Source organism: Pseudomonas sp. 21LCFQ02 (assembly GCF_024129895.2).
GTDB lineage: Bacteria > Pseudomonadota > Gammaproteobacteria > Pseudomonadales > Pseudomonadaceae > Aquipseudomonas.
Window position 1 is genome coordinate 3062446 of record NZ_CM178749.1, and the last position, 16010, is coordinate 3078455.

17 protein-coding genes and 1 pseudogene are annotated in these 16010 nt (G+C 58.9%); 1 reads left to right on the top strand and 17 read right to left on the bottom strand.

Annotated elements, in window-relative coordinates:
* Window positions 1-4: 4 nt before the first annotated feature.
* From NJC40_RS13680 to NJC40_RS13730, 11 genes are read right to left on the bottom strand one after another with little or no spacing between them, the layout of a single operon-like run.
* Entirely contained in the window at window positions 5-649 is a 645-nt protein-coding gene (locus NJC40_RS13680; protein ID WP_253138806.1) for a DsbA family protein, read from the bottom strand.
* Complete coding sequence (locus tag NJC40_RS13685; RefSeq protein ID WP_253138803.1) at window positions 646-936, bottom strand: hypothetical protein; 291 nt, start codon at window positions 934-936, stop codon at window positions 646-648. The genes NJC40_RS13680 and NJC40_RS13685 overlap by 4 nt, the downstream gene beginning before the upstream one ends.
* Window positions 933-3932: a conjugative transfer ATPase gene (locus NJC40_RS13690; protein WP_253138801.1), complete on the bottom strand. Its 3000-nt coding sequence runs from the start codon at window positions 3930-3932 to the stop codon at window positions 933-935. The genes NJC40_RS13685 and NJC40_RS13690 overlap by 4 nt, the downstream gene beginning before the upstream one ends.
* The gene (locus NJC40_RS13695) at window positions 3932-4375 is read right to left on the bottom strand and encodes a TIGR03751 family conjugal transfer lipoprotein (RefSeq protein ID WP_253138799.1); all 444 of its coding nucleotides are present in this window, start codon (window positions 4373-4375) and stop codon (window positions 3932-3934) included. Before NJC40_RS13695 ends, NJC40_RS13690 begins: the two co-directional genes overlap by 1 nt.
* Window positions 4353-5840, bottom strand: a complete 1488-nt coding sequence (locus NJC40_RS13700; RefSeq protein WP_253138796.1) for a TIGR03752 family integrating conjugative element protein — start codon at window positions 5838-5840, stop codon at window positions 4353-4355. The genes NJC40_RS13695 and NJC40_RS13700 overlap by 23 nt, the downstream gene beginning before the upstream one ends.
* Window positions 5821-6720, bottom strand: a complete 900-nt coding sequence (locus tag NJC40_RS13705) for a TIGR03749 family integrating conjugative element protein (protein WP_253138794.1) — start codon at window positions 6718-6720, stop codon at window positions 5821-5823. The genes NJC40_RS13700 and NJC40_RS13705 overlap by 20 nt, the downstream gene beginning before the upstream one ends.
* Window positions 6717-7364, bottom strand: coding sequence for a PFL_4703 family integrating conjugative element protein (locus tag NJC40_RS13710; RefSeq protein ID WP_253138791.1), 648 nt, complete (start codon window positions 7362-7364; stop codon window positions 6717-6719). Before NJC40_RS13710 ends, NJC40_RS13705 begins: the two co-directional genes overlap by 4 nt.
* Before the next feature lie 3 nt (window positions 7365-7367).
* Complete coding sequence (locus tag NJC40_RS13715; protein WP_253138788.1) at window positions 7368-7757, bottom strand: TIGR03750 family conjugal transfer protein; 390 nt, start codon at window positions 7755-7757, stop codon at window positions 7368-7370.
* A gap of 13 nt (window positions 7758-7770) precedes the next feature.
* Window positions 7771-8121 (bottom strand): TIGR03745 family integrating conjugative element membrane protein, encoded by a 351-nt coding sequence (locus tag NJC40_RS13720; protein WP_253138785.1) that lies wholly within the window; start codon window positions 8119-8121, stop codon window positions 7771-7773.
* Window positions 8122-8132: 11 nt separating this feature from the next.
* Entirely contained in the window at window positions 8133-8372 is a 240-nt protein-coding gene (locus tag NJC40_RS13725) for a TIGR03758 family integrating conjugative element protein (RefSeq protein WP_253138783.1), read from the bottom strand.
* A complete protein-coding gene (locus NJC40_RS13730) occupies window positions 8369-8644 on the bottom strand; it encodes an integrative conjugative element protein, RAQPRD family (RefSeq protein ID WP_253139487.1) in 276 nt (91 codons plus the stop codon). The genes NJC40_RS13725 and NJC40_RS13730 overlap by 4 nt, the downstream gene beginning before the upstream one ends.
* Before the next feature lie 500 nt (window positions 8645-9144).
* Between NJC40_RS13730 and NJC40_RS13735 the strand changes: the two genes are divergently transcribed.
* A complete protein-coding gene (locus tag NJC40_RS13735) occupies window positions 9145-9849 on the top strand; it encodes a hypothetical protein (RefSeq protein ID WP_253138780.1) in 705 nt (234 codons plus the stop codon).
* A 143-nt stretch (window positions 9850-9992) separates the two neighbouring features.
* On the opposite strand, the pseudogene NJC40_RS13740 reads toward NJC40_RS13735, so the two are convergent.
* The 6 genes and pseudogenes from NJC40_RS13740 to traD all read right to left on the bottom strand — a co-directional run bounded on the left by NJC40_RS13740 (window position 9993) and on the right by traD (window position 15816).
* Window positions 9993-11473: pseudogene (locus tag NJC40_RS13740) on the bottom strand (UvrD-helicase domain-containing protein).
* Window positions 11474-11486: 13 nt separating this feature from the next.
* Complete coding sequence (locus NJC40_RS13745) at window positions 11487-12047, bottom strand: hypothetical protein (RefSeq protein WP_253138778.1); 561 nt, start codon at window positions 12045-12047, stop codon at window positions 11487-11489.
* Between the two features lie 109 nt (window positions 12048-12156).
* The gene (locus NJC40_RS13750) at window positions 12157-12411 is read right to left on the bottom strand and encodes a hypothetical protein (RefSeq protein WP_253138776.1); all 255 of its coding nucleotides are present in this window, start codon (window positions 12409-12411) and stop codon (window positions 12157-12159) included.
* Complete coding sequence (locus NJC40_RS13755) at window positions 12408-12716, bottom strand: hypothetical protein (protein ID WP_253138775.1); 309 nt, start codon at window positions 12714-12716, stop codon at window positions 12408-12410. Before NJC40_RS13755 ends, NJC40_RS13750 begins: the two co-directional genes overlap by 4 nt.
* Window positions 12717-12920: 204 nt before the next feature.
* On the bottom strand, window positions 12921-13667 hold the full coding sequence (locus NJC40_RS13760; protein ID WP_253138773.1) for a TIGR03747 family integrating conjugative element membrane protein: 747 nt from the start codon (window positions 13665-13667) through the stop codon (window positions 12921-12923).
* Between the two features lie 10 nt (window positions 13668-13677).
* Window positions 13678-15816, bottom strand: a complete 2139-nt coding sequence (gene traD, locus NJC40_RS13765) for a type IV conjugative transfer system coupling protein TraD (protein WP_492180537.1) — start codon at window positions 15814-15816, stop codon at window positions 13678-13680.
* Window positions 15817-16010: the final 194 nt, after the last annotated feature.

Sequence of the window (16010 nt, forward strand, 5' to 3'; positions counted from 1 at the left end):
AGTGTCAGTTAGCTGCAGCAGGCTGTTCCTGGACTGCCACCAGATCTAGCGCCGAAGTCAACGTATCCGCATCAGCGGCGCCTTCGACAGTGACCTGCTTACCGCTAGGGTTGTGGGTGATCACCAGCGTGGGTGTTGCCTTGATCCCAGCCCGTCTTGCCGCTTCGATAGCCTGTCTTACTGCCTCTTTCACATCTGTGTCCTTGCGGGCACAGCTATCCAGCTCGCCGTGTTCGTTACCTGGCAGGCGTAAAGTGTCTTTGAAACCCTGACCACCACCTGCGGTTTGTGCGAATACGATATCCACGGCTTTCCAGAATGCATCGTTACCTCCGGTCTGGCCGGCGCACTCGACCAGGTACGCCTCGTACAATGCGTTCGGGCCATGGATGTCCAAGGGCAGGTGATGCCACTGCAGATTGACGTCTTTCTGCCCGTCGACCCATAGCTTGAGCCAAGGCGTGTATTCCTTGCAGTACGGGCACTCCAGATCCGCATACTCAATGATTGTGAATTTCGCTTCGGCCGGACCATACACCCATGGGCCTTGATGCCGCTGAGGTGCTGTTGATGGCAATTTCCATGCGAGCGCGAGGATGATGATCACGAGGCATATCAGTCCTGTGAACATACCGGTGATCTGCTTCATACCAATGTCCTTGTCCGGGCGATCAAGTGCTGCTTCGATAACGCATCGAACAGCGCCTGCAGGGCCTCATCGGGTTGAGGATGCTGATTCAGCCAATCATCCAGGGCACTCTGGATCAGATATCCCACGTCTCGGCGATCAACAGCCTGTTCCTGGACCAGTTGCAGTTGCTCGATCAGAACGGGCGAGGAGATCCGTAGGGTCTCCAAGGTATCTTGGCCAGGCTCTTTCAGGAGGATCACCAGAGTGTCGATCAGGTTCTGGGTCAGGGCATTCATGGCTCTCATGCAGGGCGCTCCGCTGCCTCGGGGATGGTAGTCGTGGTCGGGGTTCTGAACTGGATGGGCGTGGAGGTGATGCCCCGGCGGCGGTCCAGGCCGGCTGCGACCTCGATGGCAGCGCCCAGCTCGTCGCAGCCGGTGGAGCGCATGATGTCGAACCGCGCTTTCTTCTCTTCCGGTTCCGTCATGGCCAAGGCCAGGTACAAGCTGGGCGGCACGACTCGAAACAGCAGTTCCAGGCGTTTGGACAGCACAACGCCTTCGGTGAACTTGCGGTTCTCCTTGCGGGCCGAGAGCATCATCGACTTTTGCGCAGGCGTCAGTTCGCGGAAGCGTGCGATTTTCTCGACCTCATCCGGTGGCATGTTCAGGCAGATCCACCACTCGATCATGTTGAGCAGCGCAGATGCCTCGGGAGGAACGTCATCGATGTTCTGCGTGGCCATCCAGAACCAGGCACCGAGCTTCCGCCACATCTTGGTGATCTTGACTGCATAGGGTGATAGCAGCGGCACTTTGAGCTGAATGTGGCCCTCGTCCGTGAAGCAGATCAGTGGTCGGCCCTTGAACTGGTCGCGCTCGGCGATGTTGTTCACGGTATTCAGCAGTGAGATATAGGAGATGGCCATCTGCGCCTGGTAACCCTCGCGGGCATAGGTGGCCAAGTCCACCACCGTCACATCAGCCTCGGGCCATGGCGTGCCCGGGCGGTTGAACATCTCGCCTTCGGTGCCCATGCAGAACATGCCCATGGCCTCGGCCATTTCCATAAAACGAGTGCGGCGCGCTTCCGGGAGGTTCTGGTCGGTCCCCATGTCCTGCAGCGCATCGCGGATATCCTGGGTCAGCACAGGGCGATCGGCTTTCATGCACGCTGTAGCGGCATTCAGGATGCACTGGCGAATCGCACTGCGGTCAGCCCTGGTCAGGCGCTGATCCTCTTTCTCTTCGCCACCGGTGATCATCAGGCGCGCGGTGATCTCCAGTTCGCCGAGGATGTCACGCTGGTCGTCCTCGGTGTTGTCCGGTGCGCTGGCCGTATCCTGGTCAGAGGCTTCCAGATCATCCGCATCCAGGATTTTCACGGAGCCGGGATTCTGTACCAGCTTGATCGCATCGGTGAACGGCGCCAGGCTCACGCCAGAGCCAGGCGCCATACGGACTTTATTGACGGTCAGGCCAAGGCGCTGGGCGAAGTCGGCCAGCAGGCCGAAGCTGTTACCGGCCTCGATGATCACCATCCGTGGTCGGTAAATTGCCAGGACTTGGCAAATGATATTGGTCGCTGAGGCTGACTTGCCCGCACCGGTCGGACCGAAGATGAACATGTGCGCGTTCATCTGCCTGTCCAGCGGATTCAGGGGGTCGAAAGTCAGTGGTGCACCGCCTCGGTTGAACAAGGTGATGCCAGGGTGGCCGGTGCCGGTGGAGCGGCCCCAAATGGGCGCCAGGTTGGCCATGTGCTGGACAAACATCAGTTGCACGAACCAGTCCATGGCGCGTGGCTCGTTCGGGTCAAAGTTGCCCGGCAACCAACGCAGGTAGGTGTTGAGGGGAGAAACTTCGTCCTGCGCCTGCACCGGCAGAATCCCGGCCCCGAGCAGTGCGTTGTTCAACTGCAGGGTGCGGTCTTCGAGCTGCTTGTGGTCTTTACCGCGCAGGAAGAAGCTGACGTTGCCACGGTACAGCTTGTGCTTGCGCCCGATCAGTTTGCGGGCGATCTCGACGTCTTCCCGGGTGTGGATTGAGGCCTGTGTGTCACCGACTGCCTTCTTGGAGAGCTGTTCCAGGTGACCTTCGAGCAGATCCTGTGGCGTGGCCACCATGGTCATGCACAGGATGGTGTCCTCTGGAAGCCGGTCAAACAGGGCATTCAAGGAGTCACTTTTCTTGGTCTCACCGGTCAGGTGGCCGGTACGCGGGGAGGTTCTCAGTCGATCGACAGACACCACCCGGTGGGGCATTGCGTCGAAGTACCAGAAGCCTGACTCGGTGCTCGACCGTGGTTCACGGAACATGAGGTTCTGCGAGAAGTCCGTGCCGCTGGCCAGCGGTATGTCGTCCTCACCACCTTCATCAACCGCGCCGGCGTGCTCGTAGAAGGCTCGAATGTCTGCCGGAGTCGAGCCGAGGTGATCCGGCTTCGGGTTGAACCAGCGCAAAAGCCAGTGGTGAATTGCACGGCCGTCCATGGGCGTGGCCCGAACGCCGGCGTTTGTCAGGGCACCGGTCAATCGGTCGACGATCACCTGCAGGTAGGTAGGAGCATCCAGGCCGCGCACCACGGTGTCGGCCTTGCGCACCCGACGATACACAACCAGGCGCACCCGCCGTTGTTGGCCCTTCCATGGCAGTTTGCTGACGGCGGTGTCTTCGAACAGCCCACCCGGTTTGGAGATGGCGTTGAGGTGATCCTTGAACTGCCGCAGGTACAGATCGCTGAATTCGGTGCCCTGGGCGCGCTCTTGCACGTACCCTCGCAAGGTTTCCAGATAGCTGTCCCAGTTGGTTTCGTCCTGGGCGTACATCTGAACCACCCATGGGGAGCTCTCCAGCTCATCGAGGCTGTCCTGCAGGGCATTCTCCAGTGCGTCACGTGCGCTACGAAGCCACTCCGGGTCCCGGCCCTCGGTGCCGATCGGCGTCAGCTCGAAGAACGCTGCCCTGGACACGCCGTCCTCGAGGAGCATGGCTTTTTCTTCGGGCAGGTATTCGACCCAGGGCAGCAGGTCAACGAACGACGGATGCACGTCGTAAAGTCGCGTCACGTCCTGTTCGGTAGCGGGGCGGGCTTTCGGGTTTCGCCAGTCGTGCGGTGCCGGCACCCCTTGATTCGCCAGGCGGTCGAGGTAGCGCTTGCTGGCCTGGTCAGCGAGGTATGCCGGATCTACCACAGGAACCGACGTGGCTTCAGATTCAGATCCGAGGGTGGGTTCTTCTGCAAGGCTGACCCCTTCGTTCCCTGCACGGTTGCGGCCCAGGAGTCGTTTAAAGATGCTCATCAGTAGTCCTCCGTACGCTCGCCGGGCATGGCGTACTGCACCCGCTGGTAGAAAGGAAACACGGTGGTGTAGCCCGGCACCGGCGCGGGGTCGGAGCCGGCCAGGTGTGGAAACACGTACATCACCAGGTCCGGGTTGGGCAGGCGTTTGAACTGGCTATAGATCTCGTTTTGAGAGGTGCGTGAAAACTCAGCCTGGTCGTTGCTGGCCGCCAGTTCGGCGGCGCTGATCGGACGGCGCAGTGACTGGCGTGCGTCCATCAGTTTCTGTCCAGCCGCGCTGCCTCCGCTGCCAGTGGTGCCCTGTTGCCAGACATCCATCATCGTGCTGTCTGGCCGGGGTAGGATCTCGTCCTTGCTGGTCGAACAGCCGGAGGAAAGCACGCCCAGGATCAACACAGCAATGCAGGTAGATAACGATCTAATCGAGGGATGCTGAGACATGTGTAGCTCCTGAGGAGTAATCGACCTTGCGGCCCTTGAGCTCGTAATCGATGGCGAGCTGCTGATCGAGATGCACGGCGACTTTGGCGCCGGGTTGCACGTACACAGCGGCGAAGGCCTCGCCATACAGCTTGTTCATCCAGGCGCGGATGTCGCTTACGCCGCCGGTTAGGATTGCGCCGAGGGCTGAGTTGCCCGTGTTGCCGGTGCTGCCGAAGGTGGTGCCGCCGCTGCTGAACGACGTCGAGTTGGTGGTTTCATCTGCCTTGAGGATCTTGGCGGCGCCGGCACCTGCTGCCGTCAACAGCGACTGATTGGTGAGGTATTCCTTGGCATTGGAGCGACGGTCGCCGGCGATGCACGGAATGCCGTAGGGGTCGCTGAGCCAGCCCAGTCCACCGCGGATGCTTTGCTGACCTTCACTGCTAGTTTGGTTGTTGTTCTGGTTGTTGCCGTTACCTTCCTCCTGCGGCGCGGGGAAGGTGCGGACTGTCCCGTCGTTGAAGACGAACGTGAGGCTACGGATCTGCCCGCGCACGCACGAGAGCGTCCAGTCACCACTGGCCGTACCGCTGGCAATCGCGCCGGCGACGTCAGGCAAATCAATGCCGTTGGCCGTGAGGTTGTCTGGGCCGATCATGACCTTGAAGGGGTAGGGGTCATTGACTGTGCCATCGATCGGCACCCGGCCGATCAGTGCAGACATGGCCACCGACCCCATCAGGGTCGAGTTCTGAGGCAGAGTGAAGGTCTTGCGAACCTGATTCCGTGCATCCTGCGCAGATGCCTGGGCCTCAATGGCCTGGGCCGAGTTGTTGATCAGCGTCTGGCCTCGATCGGCCGCTGCACCGAAGGATGTCGGGTAACTGAAGCTGTTGGCAGCCTGGGAGCCTCCCGCTGCCAACGGATTGCCCGAGGCATCACGGGCAGTTCGATCCTCAGGCTCCACCCAGACAACCTCTTGCGAGCCACGCTGGAAGCCAGCACCGTCGCCTGGCTGTACGCCAAAGCCGATCGGCAGATCGCTCGATGCCGCCGGATTGCCGCTACTCAATGCATCCAACTGAGATTGCAGGCTCTCCAGCATACCTTGGACGCGCTGACCGGCCTTATCGTCAGCCTCCCGTTGCACCGATTCCAGTCGCTGATTGATGGTTTGGTCATAACCGCGCAACCGCGCTTGCAGATCCTGATTGTCGCGCTTGAGGGCTTCGTTGCCGTCCTGGGTCTTCTTCAACTGGTCCTTGAGCTGCCGGGTTTCAGCTACGACTGTTCGAAGCGTGTCACCAGGTGTATCACCGTCAACACCCAAGGCCTTTGCGTCGGTGGCACCGATACTCGGTGTTCCAGCGACGTTCTGCTGAGCCCCCTGTTTGCCGGACATGTCGGTAACCATCACCACGACCAGCAGAACAAAGGGGATGGCCAGCCACTTGAGTAGCGGATTACCGCTGAGTGTCGCCATGGCGGGCTCCTTTCGGGTCAATCTGGTTGATCGAAACGGGAAGCAGCGACTCAGCCAGGCCTTTACCCCGGGTCACCAGGTACAGCGTGGTGGTGTCCGAAGCCTGCCCACGGCCTCCGAGGTAGGGATGTTGAAAGGCGGCAGAAACGAAGTTTCCCATCAACTCTCGCGGATCGAGCTTTAGTTGTTGGTCACTAGTGTTCTGCAGCTTGATGGCTGTGACGTAGAAATCGTCCAGACGCCAGGCACCCAGCGGCGAGGTCTGTACCGGCAGCACTGGCAGGAGGGTGCTGAGGTTGATACCGGCCTTGATCCTGACCTGAGCGACATCGGTAACGGGTTCGACGGTTCGCAACGGCGCATACATCATTTGCGCGGCATAGCGCGTCAGTACCACGGGGATCGGTGTCTCGCGCTTGGGTACAGCGGGTTCATCGCTACCTTGGGCTTGGGGAGCACCGGCAGATCCAGCGGTACTTTGCCTGGTCGTTCCCGCGCGCCCGTATCGGCTGGAAACGGGGTTGCCGGGGACGATTTTGACGGGTTCAAGAGCCGCTTGCCCCTCCGCTACCGGCGTGGCCATGATGTCGATCAGCATGATTTCGCCGGTGGCCACGTCTTGCAGTTGCAGGCGTGTCGGCTGGATAGGCTCGCTGGCTCTCAGGTACACCGCTCCACCGGTGCTCTGCACGCGGAGCCTGCTGGCCAGGTCGCCGGGCAGACCCACACGAACATTCTGATCAACGAAAATGATCCGCTCCTGGTCTACGAGCAGCGGGATCGCAATAGGGATGCGCTCCCATTTTTGGATCTCTACGGCTGCGCAGTGGCCGCTGACCAACAGCATCAGGACCAGCGCCTTGGTGAGATGCTTCATCATTTACCCCCTGGGTCGTTCACGTCGACCTCGATGCGTTGCGGGGGGCTCGAATAGCAATCCCATTGCATCCCGAATGGATTGCTTTCTGGATCGACATCAGCACGAATCACGTGCAAGGGGTAGCGGGCTAGTGCGCGCTTCACCCGCTCGCCGCCGTAATACTCGTCGGCGGCCATATCAAGGTTCACCGTCCAGGAATTGATGTTGTGAGCGATGGTGCGCTGCTCTTTCTGATCGTTGACACCACGGCCTGGAATCTCGAAGACTCCACGCTCCCTGCGTCGTAGCTCGCCGGCATTGCGCCGGAGCTCAAAATCCTTCTGCAGGTAGGATTTGCAACTGGGGGTCAGGTACGCCGAGAGACGGAAGATGTTGTCCTCGTAATTGACCTCGCCATCGGTTGGCCAGCGGTTCATTTGCTGGAAGATGTACAACGCGAAGCCGTAGACAGACTCCGGCGGGACGTCCCACCACATGCGGGTACTGCCTGAGCGAAGGTCAGGTGGCACATGAATGGTCAGATCGCGAGGAGCCGACCACCATCCGACTGCCAATGCCACGCTGACAAAGGCCATGAAGCCGATAGAGATGCGCAGGCTGAGAATGTGGGCCTGCTGGGCGTCCACTTTTTTACGGAAAGTCATTGATCACTCCGTGCGACGGCAGGACCAGGCACCGGATCTGATGACCAGGCCCAGGTTGTTCCAAAAGGGGAGGAAGGGCAGGTGCAGCGCGATGAGCAACTGCACACGACGGTAGAACCAGGTGTCAGGACGACCGCGCTTCATTCTGCGAAGTATCCGGCTGGCCACGGTCAGCCCCAGTGCTCCACCGACCAGGCCTCCGGCAATCACAAGTGCCGGGTTGCCGAACGCAAACGCAATCGGAATGCCGAGCAGCAGACCAGCCACACCGCTCAGGCCCAGGGTTGACCACATCTCATCGGCAGTCAGCCCGCCCATGACGACGGGTTGCCGGTTCAGGTTGTTTGGCAGGAACTGAAGTGTTCCGTCTTCGCCGATCGACTCGTCAGCCATCTGGAACTCCTGATTACAGAACGCCAGTGGCCTTGGTGCCGATGAAGATGCCGATGCCAATCAGGCCTACACCGACAACGGCGGTAGAGCCCAGGTCTCGCCATTTCTTCTTGCCTTCGTGAATTTCGTGGTAAACGCCGTAGGCGTGGGTAGCGACACCCAGCATCATTGCTGCGATCAGGATGAGGGCGAGCAGCATGAAGCCGTCGTAGCCATAGTTTTGCAGCGTCTGCATCCAGCTCTGGCCCTCGCCGCGAGTAGGCGCTTGAGCTTGGGGGAGAGCCGCAAAGGCCGCAGGTGCTGTCGATGCCAGGGCGCCTGCCAGCCAGTTCTGGCTCGATTTGAGTTTGAGGAAAGTGTGCATTTGCAACTCCACTAGCTGAGTATGAAAAAGGACAGGGTTAGAAAGAAAATGAACAGCCGCACAACTGATGCGCCGGCTGTATTACGGTCGAGATTGGAGGTCGCCCAGCCGCGATAGATGCTGTTCAGTGACCACAGCAGCCAGAGGGCAGCGATGACGAAGGCAAGTCCCACAAAGAAGGTCGCGCCGCTTGAGGGCGTAAGGCCACTGGCCGCTGTGAATGCTGCGGATTGGGCGGCCGACATGCTCATGGAGCGGCGCTCCCGTCATGCATGTATTCGCCGGAAAGCTGAGCCGCATCACGGGGCTGAGCGCGGCTTGGTGTCAGGTACTGTTCCAGGCCGGAGCGGATCCGCTGCAGGTCACCAGCCAAGCGCTCATAGTCAAAGGCATAGCGCTGACCTGGCTCCTGGCTAACCTGAGCGCTGCGCCTGGCGGAATCTTCCAGAGCGTTGAGCTGACGGATCATGACCTGGATGTGGTTCTGTTCGGATGCGCCGGCGGCGATGGCAGTCGACTGCATTACGCTCAGCACCAATGCAGCGATGGGGATCTTCAGGCGGGAAACTGTTTTCACGGCAAGTCACTGACGTTGTGGGGTGATGTCAGCTTGCCGTCAGAGGAGTAGGTCGCGCCGCAAGAAACCGAAAGCTCGGCGTGGGGGATTTATTTGGCACTTGTAGGTGGTCAGCAGAGGGGCTCCTAACGTTTCTGGTAAAGGTACCTTCGCTCACCTAACCCTGAACTGGAGAGCCTCCGTCATGACAATACTGCTCCCCGCGCTATCGTACCGAACAGGTGTCATGGGAAAGCTCTGAGCCGACATTCTCCATCGGAGCACATGACTAAAGAGGTTTGGCAAACTGTGCATTGAGCTGATTGTCATCGTCGTCAGGGCACGGAAAAAACTCGAGCTGTACTGATTGTGAAATTCTCAAGCGATTTAACACCACAGACGATCTAATCCTGATAGCTTTTTAATGGCCCAAGCAATACCGCTCGGGCTTTGTATGGAAGAGCGTCATGACATTCATAGATGCCACAGCAGTTGATTCGCAGTTGGTCTATGCTATGGGCAATAATGCCCAAGAGCAGGTTACGGCATACTCTCACCTGAATCTGTACACGCATGGGGCAGCACGCGCTGCTCTGAAGAGGAGAGGCGTGGACATTACAAAACCGGACTATTTGAGGACAAAGGGGTGGTTTGAAGAAGTGTTCCGTCAACTGCTTAATCTGGGTTTCACTGCGAAGGCAGCCAATGGTGGCCAAGTGAGGCAGGATGTCTCCTCGGGTGACGTGGACATCGGCAGCTTGTTGACCACCGTCGTCAGCACATATCTGAAAGCCACCGCACTTGAGAGCTTCAGACAGCTAGCAACGCTTTTGTCCAAAGCCCCTGGTGATAGTGGCACTCACGAGTTTATGACCTTTTGGTGGAACAAGGCGAGTTGGTGGGGCGATTGCACAATTGTTTCCTTCGCCTTCCTCAAGGACGAGCTAGGAATGTCATCCGTAACCGTGGTCTATCTGGTGCTGGAGGTTGAGTTCACGGATTGGCACTCTTTGTTTGTCAACTACCACCATGAAGGTGTAATGATCTACAGCGCTGCCATTACTCTTGATCTTGATATGCACGTCTACGCAGCAAATGAAAAAGGTATCTCAGACGCTATTTCTAGTGCGGTGGCGAACCATATCAAGAGCGAGGAGTTGAACTTCGACTGATCGTTTGTCGATACGAGGCTCCTGCAATTGATAGCCGTGCTGGAGCATCCGAGCTACCCAAGCGTCAGCTATCATCGGCGCTACTGTGCCGCCGTGGTACCTTGGTTAGGGCGCCTCATTCACGGCAATCGAGCTGTCGAGAGTCATGCCGTCCTTGCTCCATGAAGCTCACTACGGGCCTGCACGTAGCGCTCTATGATGGATAGCACCATGCTATTGATGGCCAGAATCTTCATAGCTCGTGTCACGGATACATACAGCAAATTGAGCTCGTCACCCCGCCGCCCGGCATCAATGTCGGGTGAGAGCGGGTCAGCAGTGAAGTCCTCGAACAGCGACACGTTATCCCACTCCAGGCCTTTGGCCTTGTGTGCAGTGGTCAGCGTGACCGTTGCATCCAGTTCGCTATTCACTGTGCTCGATCGCAGCGCCAGGATCCTCGCCGGCAGATCCGGGTAGGCGTTGATGATTTTGATCGAGCGCAGCATCTCGCCGTCCTGGGTGACCTCGGCGATTTCCACGTACTGATCGTAGTCGCGGTAGTCCCGTAGCAGCTTGCGGTTCTGCACCTGTTCATTGCGGCCGCGGCTGAATGCGTAAAGGTCCTCAAGGTCGCGCAGCGAATAGCTGTCGATGCCACCTACCCAGTAGATCTGCTCACGTGCCCCGGGTTTTCCGATCAGATCCAGGGCGTTGTCGATTACCCCGGTTACGGTTCGATGGATGTAGGCTCGCTGTGGCAGTCCATCGGGTAGGATCTTCTTCACGAACGTCTGTGCGCCCAGCCCTGTAGCTTCCGGGTTTCACCTTTGTACGACAGGAGAATGTTGGCCACATGTGCTACCTCCGGGCCGAAGCGGAAACACTGCGTCAGGTAGTGCTTCTCGGCAGTGGCCATCCAGGGCGCCTCCAGAGCATCTTCTGCGCCTCTGAAGCGGTAGATCTGCTGATGAGGGTCACCTACTGCGACGATGCGGGTTTTCTGAATCCGTGCGATGTCCGCGATCACCGGGTTCACGTCCTGGGCTTCGTCCAGGAGAATGCAGTCGAAGCGCTGGCTCAGGTCCGGTTTGCTCACCTGGTACAGTTTCAGGTAACCGTCATGCGTGATTTGCACACCCGTATCGGCTGGATCAATCATCCGTTTCCAGAGGGCGGTGGCCACGCCAAGACTGCGGCTCAGAAATTGTTCCTGGGCAGTGGTTAAGGTTGGCCTGTCCTGAAATCGCGGGAAGTGCTGACGACTGATCGCATCATCGGCACTGGCCATGTAGTTGTTCAACGTGGTCACAACGTCACGCACCAACTCCCAGTCCTGGCTGTTGATGGCACGGGCCACATCAGTAAGCCGCAGGTTGTTGGCCTGCTTTGCCTTGAACTGGGTGCCATAGACGGCATAAGCCAAGCCATGGGCCGTCTTCGCCACTACATTGCGCGGAAACTTGCCACGAGCGGCCAGCTCCACCGACTTGTTGTAGCAGATGTACAGAATTCGCAGATTGCTGTGGTGTTCCGAGTAGCCACGCAGGGTCGTGGTTTTACCGCTGCCGGCACCGGCCTGGATCAGCAACTTGGGGGCATCGGAAATCGTTATCGGGCGTTGTTCTTCAGTCCAGTTTGTCATTTAACTTCTCATCTCAAGGCTCTGGCCCGTACATGCCGCCTTTGGCGACGCGGGTGAGAAACTGCCGGCACAGCTTCACGGACGGCTCTTGGCCTAGACCTCCTTCCACACCATATGGGTTGTCCATCCAGACCAGGCCTTCGTCGTAGTGCAGGTAATGGCCTGCCACACGGACGCCCTTACCTGTGTAGAGTTGTCCGGACAGCGCCTCTGGAGTTGGTAAACCAAGGGCATTCCAGTCGTTACGTTCAATGCAGTCCTCTGCGCGGGCGATGGCCTCCTTTTTGCGCCTGGAGGCTTCGAGTTCTTCTCGGAGCGCTTCGGACTCTCTTGACTCCAGGTGCCACTCCTTCATGTAGAGCGCTGCCAGTCTCGGGATATCAGCAATCATTGGCGGTACGGTGCCGCCGTAGTGCCTTGGGTAGAACGCCTCATTCAGAGCAAGCTCCCACACCAACTGATATGTCTCTTGGGCAATTTCGCCAGCTTGTCGATGAAGCCCCAGCCGACCGTAGGCACGTACCTGCATCCACATAAGTCGCGCCTTCAGGGCATGTTCAAAACTCGGATGCATGGTCACCTCCCTGGCAACCAGCGCTAGTAGTATCGGCGGCCCTCATCAAGTCGTACCAGACCTGGCTGGCAGGCACCCTAACCTCGATGAGCCCAATGCGTCGCTGCGATCAAACATGCTCGTCTCCGACAGATCCACTCGCTGGCTCAGAGAACTCTGCAATCAATTCTGGCTCAGCTCCAGCCCACTCAAGTGCATCCTTCATGTTCTCGAAGGTGCGGCGGCGTGGATCGGTTTTGCTCACCCGAACGTCCCGGCCCTCGATCTGCAGGTGCCAGGCACAATCTGTTTCACGGATCCGCTTTGTTGCCGTGATGTCGCCGCTTTTGGAGGCCAGCAACAGGCCCTTGCTTGGTGTAGTCATGGGACAGGTACCTCGGGCTTGGCTTGGGTAAAATGCTGGAGCAGGTAGCGGTCGTTGTAGCTGCTGATCGGGCGTTTGTAGTACCTGGAACAGATGGGTTTTGCACCTTTGCGCAGCTTCAGTCCACGGCCGGTTGCACGGGTCATAGAGATGGATTCGAGCCCCAGGGTTTTGAGGTACTTCTCGAAGGCGTTGCCGGCGTCATTGCTCAGACCGTGGGGCTTGCCGGCCAGGCCATCACTGAGCACCGTCATCCAGGGCAGATGTGAGTTCATGTGGCGTTTTACATCGGAGAGGGTCTTCATAAGGGGGACTTCTTGACGGTGGCCACGGTGATCAACACGCTGATGTCCAGTAGATCGACGGTGCCCATCGGTTGGATGGGCGTATCTATGACTGCAGGAGATTCTCGACCCAACGAATCGCCGCGTAGTGCAAGCACAGGAACGCTATGAAGGCTGCGACTATCAAAAGAAATACTATGTCCGACCGTTTCATCATTGACTCCGTTAAAGATATTTCTTGAAGGTGGCTACGGTGATCGAAACGCTGACGCCCAGCAGCGCGGCGCACGGCAGCAGTAGCAGCAGTGGGCTGACGCTGATTGGCATTGCCAGGTAGAGGGTCCAGGGCAGGATGGCCAGGGGAATGATTGAGCTGCGTGCTTTGTGATACAGGTAGCTCGACTCTCGGCCAGCGCCGAACTTGCGCAGATCACGGCGTACCAGGCCGTCGACCATGCCAATGAACGCGGCCATGGCAAACAGCGGAATCGTCAGGGTCAGTACGACCAGTCGGACACAGAAGGTGAGTAGCGTGAAGACCGCTGCCAGGCCATAGGTCTGAAGTGCCGACACACCTTGGGCGGTCATGTATCGCAGATCCAGCTCGGAGCGCGGGCCTGCTTGGGCAACGGCCTCGGCGTTCTTCAACCAGCCAATCAGGCCGGTTTTCACGATCAGCCAGTCGTATAGCAACTGGACCAGCCACGTGGCCGTGCGACCAGGCTCTTGGATGACGATGCTGTGTAGCAAGCCTTGGGACAGCCAACTGAGTTCGTATTCGAGCATCTCCCGGGCGTGGTGCCAGCCTGCAGAAGGCCACAGAAAGTACAGGCAAGCCCACTCAACCAGGATGGCCAGCATTAACGAGCCGAACATCACTCCGATGAAACGCAGTGGGAAGTTGAGGATCATTCCGAACAGTGTTTCAGGACGCTCCTGCTGCTGTTCGGCTTTGCGAGGTACATCTGCCATGGGTCAGTCCTCAGTCCGCTCGCGTGTCGGCGTCGAGCTGGCGGAAATCTTCCACCAGGTCATCCGGCAAGCTCTCGTTCAGTGAGCGGGAGCCAGGCGGTTGCCACCACTCATCATCGGCGCCGCCTCCCTTGCGCATGCTGTCGGTCATCGCAAGCAGATCTGCTGGCATCACTTCATCCTGATCATGCGCCGGCAGCGGCATGCGAATCTTCCAGAGGTTGCCGCCTTCGATCAGCGCGAAGCACTGGCCTTTGGGCAGGCCGACGACGTGTGCTGGCTCAATCATTGGCACACTGGTGAGTTGCACCTGGTCTAGCGAGCTGGAGGTGAAGGCTGTATTGCCACTCACGGAGTCGTTTGCGCTGCTGGCCGGAGTGCTGTTGTAGATCTGCACCTTCGGCAACTGGTTGGTCAGCAGCTCGGCGGTTGCGGTCTCGCGGACCCGCAGCATGAACAGGTTGTTGAAATTACCTATCACCTGGCCCGCCTTGGCGCGGGAGCCGATCTTCGCCTCGATGTCACTCAAAGTCTGGGTGTAGGCCGTCACCTGGATGCCGGCGCCGCCGGCCTTGTTCACCATTGGAATGAACTCATCGCCGATCAGCTCGTTGAACTCATCGGCGTGCAGATTGATGGTGACCTTGCTGCTGGCCTGGCCGGGCAGTCCGTCGTCGATGCCGAACTTATAGATGTGACCTGCGACCGATACCAGGTCACTGAACATCGAGTTGCCGACTGCAGACGACACTTCTGTGTCGGACAGGGCGTCCAGGCCGACATAAACGATCGCTCGCTTGCGGATCACCTGCATCCAGTCAAAGATCGGACGGTTGTCGTTCAGGTCCAGATAATCAGGGGATAGCAGCTCTGCGATGCGGCCCGTGGTCAGTTTCTCAAGCAAAGGCAGGAGGGAGGCCACGATCTTGTCAAAGTAGGTTTTGTCGTAGCGAATGGCGCTGTGCAGGCCTTCCATTACTGAGTCGGAAATCCGCTTGCTCGTTAGATACTGGTCAAGGGCGACGATTCGAAGTGGGCGGTCCTTCATCGCGAAGGACAGGTTTTTCCGATCGATTTTGCTCTCCAACGCGATGATGGTTTCCCAGGCCTTGGGATCATGCTCTGCGAAGTATTTCGCAGCGTACTCAACGAACAGCGCATCGATGTTGATCACGTGCGTGCGGATCTGCTCGTAGTCAGGTCGGCGGCCCAGGGCCACGAGCGACTGGGCGATGATGTTGACGAATCGCCAGGCGAATTCCCGGAATGCTGCCGAGTTACCTTCGCCGGAAAGCTGGCCAGAAATACGGGTAGCCACCTCGCTGATCCGCCCGAATCGGCCCACGGCGTTGTAGCGCGCCGAAATATCTGGCCAGCCCAGATGGAAGACATAGAACTCGTCCAGGCGCCCGGCTCGCTTGGCCTCCAGATACATGCGTTTGAGCAGATCGGCATCGCCTTTCGGGTCAAAGACGATCACCACCTCGTGCTGGCCGCTGCGCTTGCGCCGAATGTCCTGGGTGATGAATACCTCTGCCAGACGGGTCTTGCCTACCCGCGTAGTCCCCAGTACCAAGGTGTGCCCGGGACGCTCTCCCAGAGGCAGGCTGACATCCTGTTCATCCGGCTCAATGCCGTGCAAGCGAGGCAGACCGCCTACCGGCGGCAGCGGCCTGACTGGGTTCCAGGGGGCATCCCAGCTTGTGGCCTTGGCCAGCGTGCTCACCGGAAAGGGGGCGAACTCCAACCGGGCTTCCAATTGGCGAGCCTGCTGATACAAGGGGGACGGCTCAACGTAGGGGGCAAACTGAGGCAAGTACGTGTCAGCCAGGCGCTGCGTATGCTTCTGGGTCCAGCGAAAGCCCCGTCCGATGAACAATCGATCATTGCTGATGGGCATCTGTGCGCTGGTCATTGAGTATTTTGGCAAGCGACGGATGTTGGCCTGGTATCGAAGCACTCGCCAGGCTTGCTTCAGCCTCACCGTGCCCAGGTAAAGAAATCCTGTGGCAGCCACCAAACCGAACAGAGGGGTGAGCGCAACTGTCCAGGGCGCCAGTACGCACAGGGCGGCAGCTAGATAGCTGACAGCGGTGGTGTACAACTCCACTGGGGGGCGTAGTAGGGATTCGAGTGTGTAGGCGCTCATCAGTCAGGCCTCGATCATGGGCTGGGCTTCGTGACCTGGCTTCTGTGTTTCTGGGGGCGACGCCGGCATTTCGTGTTCGGGTCGCCGATCGGTCAGTCGCTGCCCGATGAATTGGTCGCTGCAGTGAGACACGCTCACGATTTTGCTGCCGTACAGATGCGCTACCTGGCCGAGTTGCTCGCAGAGCTGCTCAC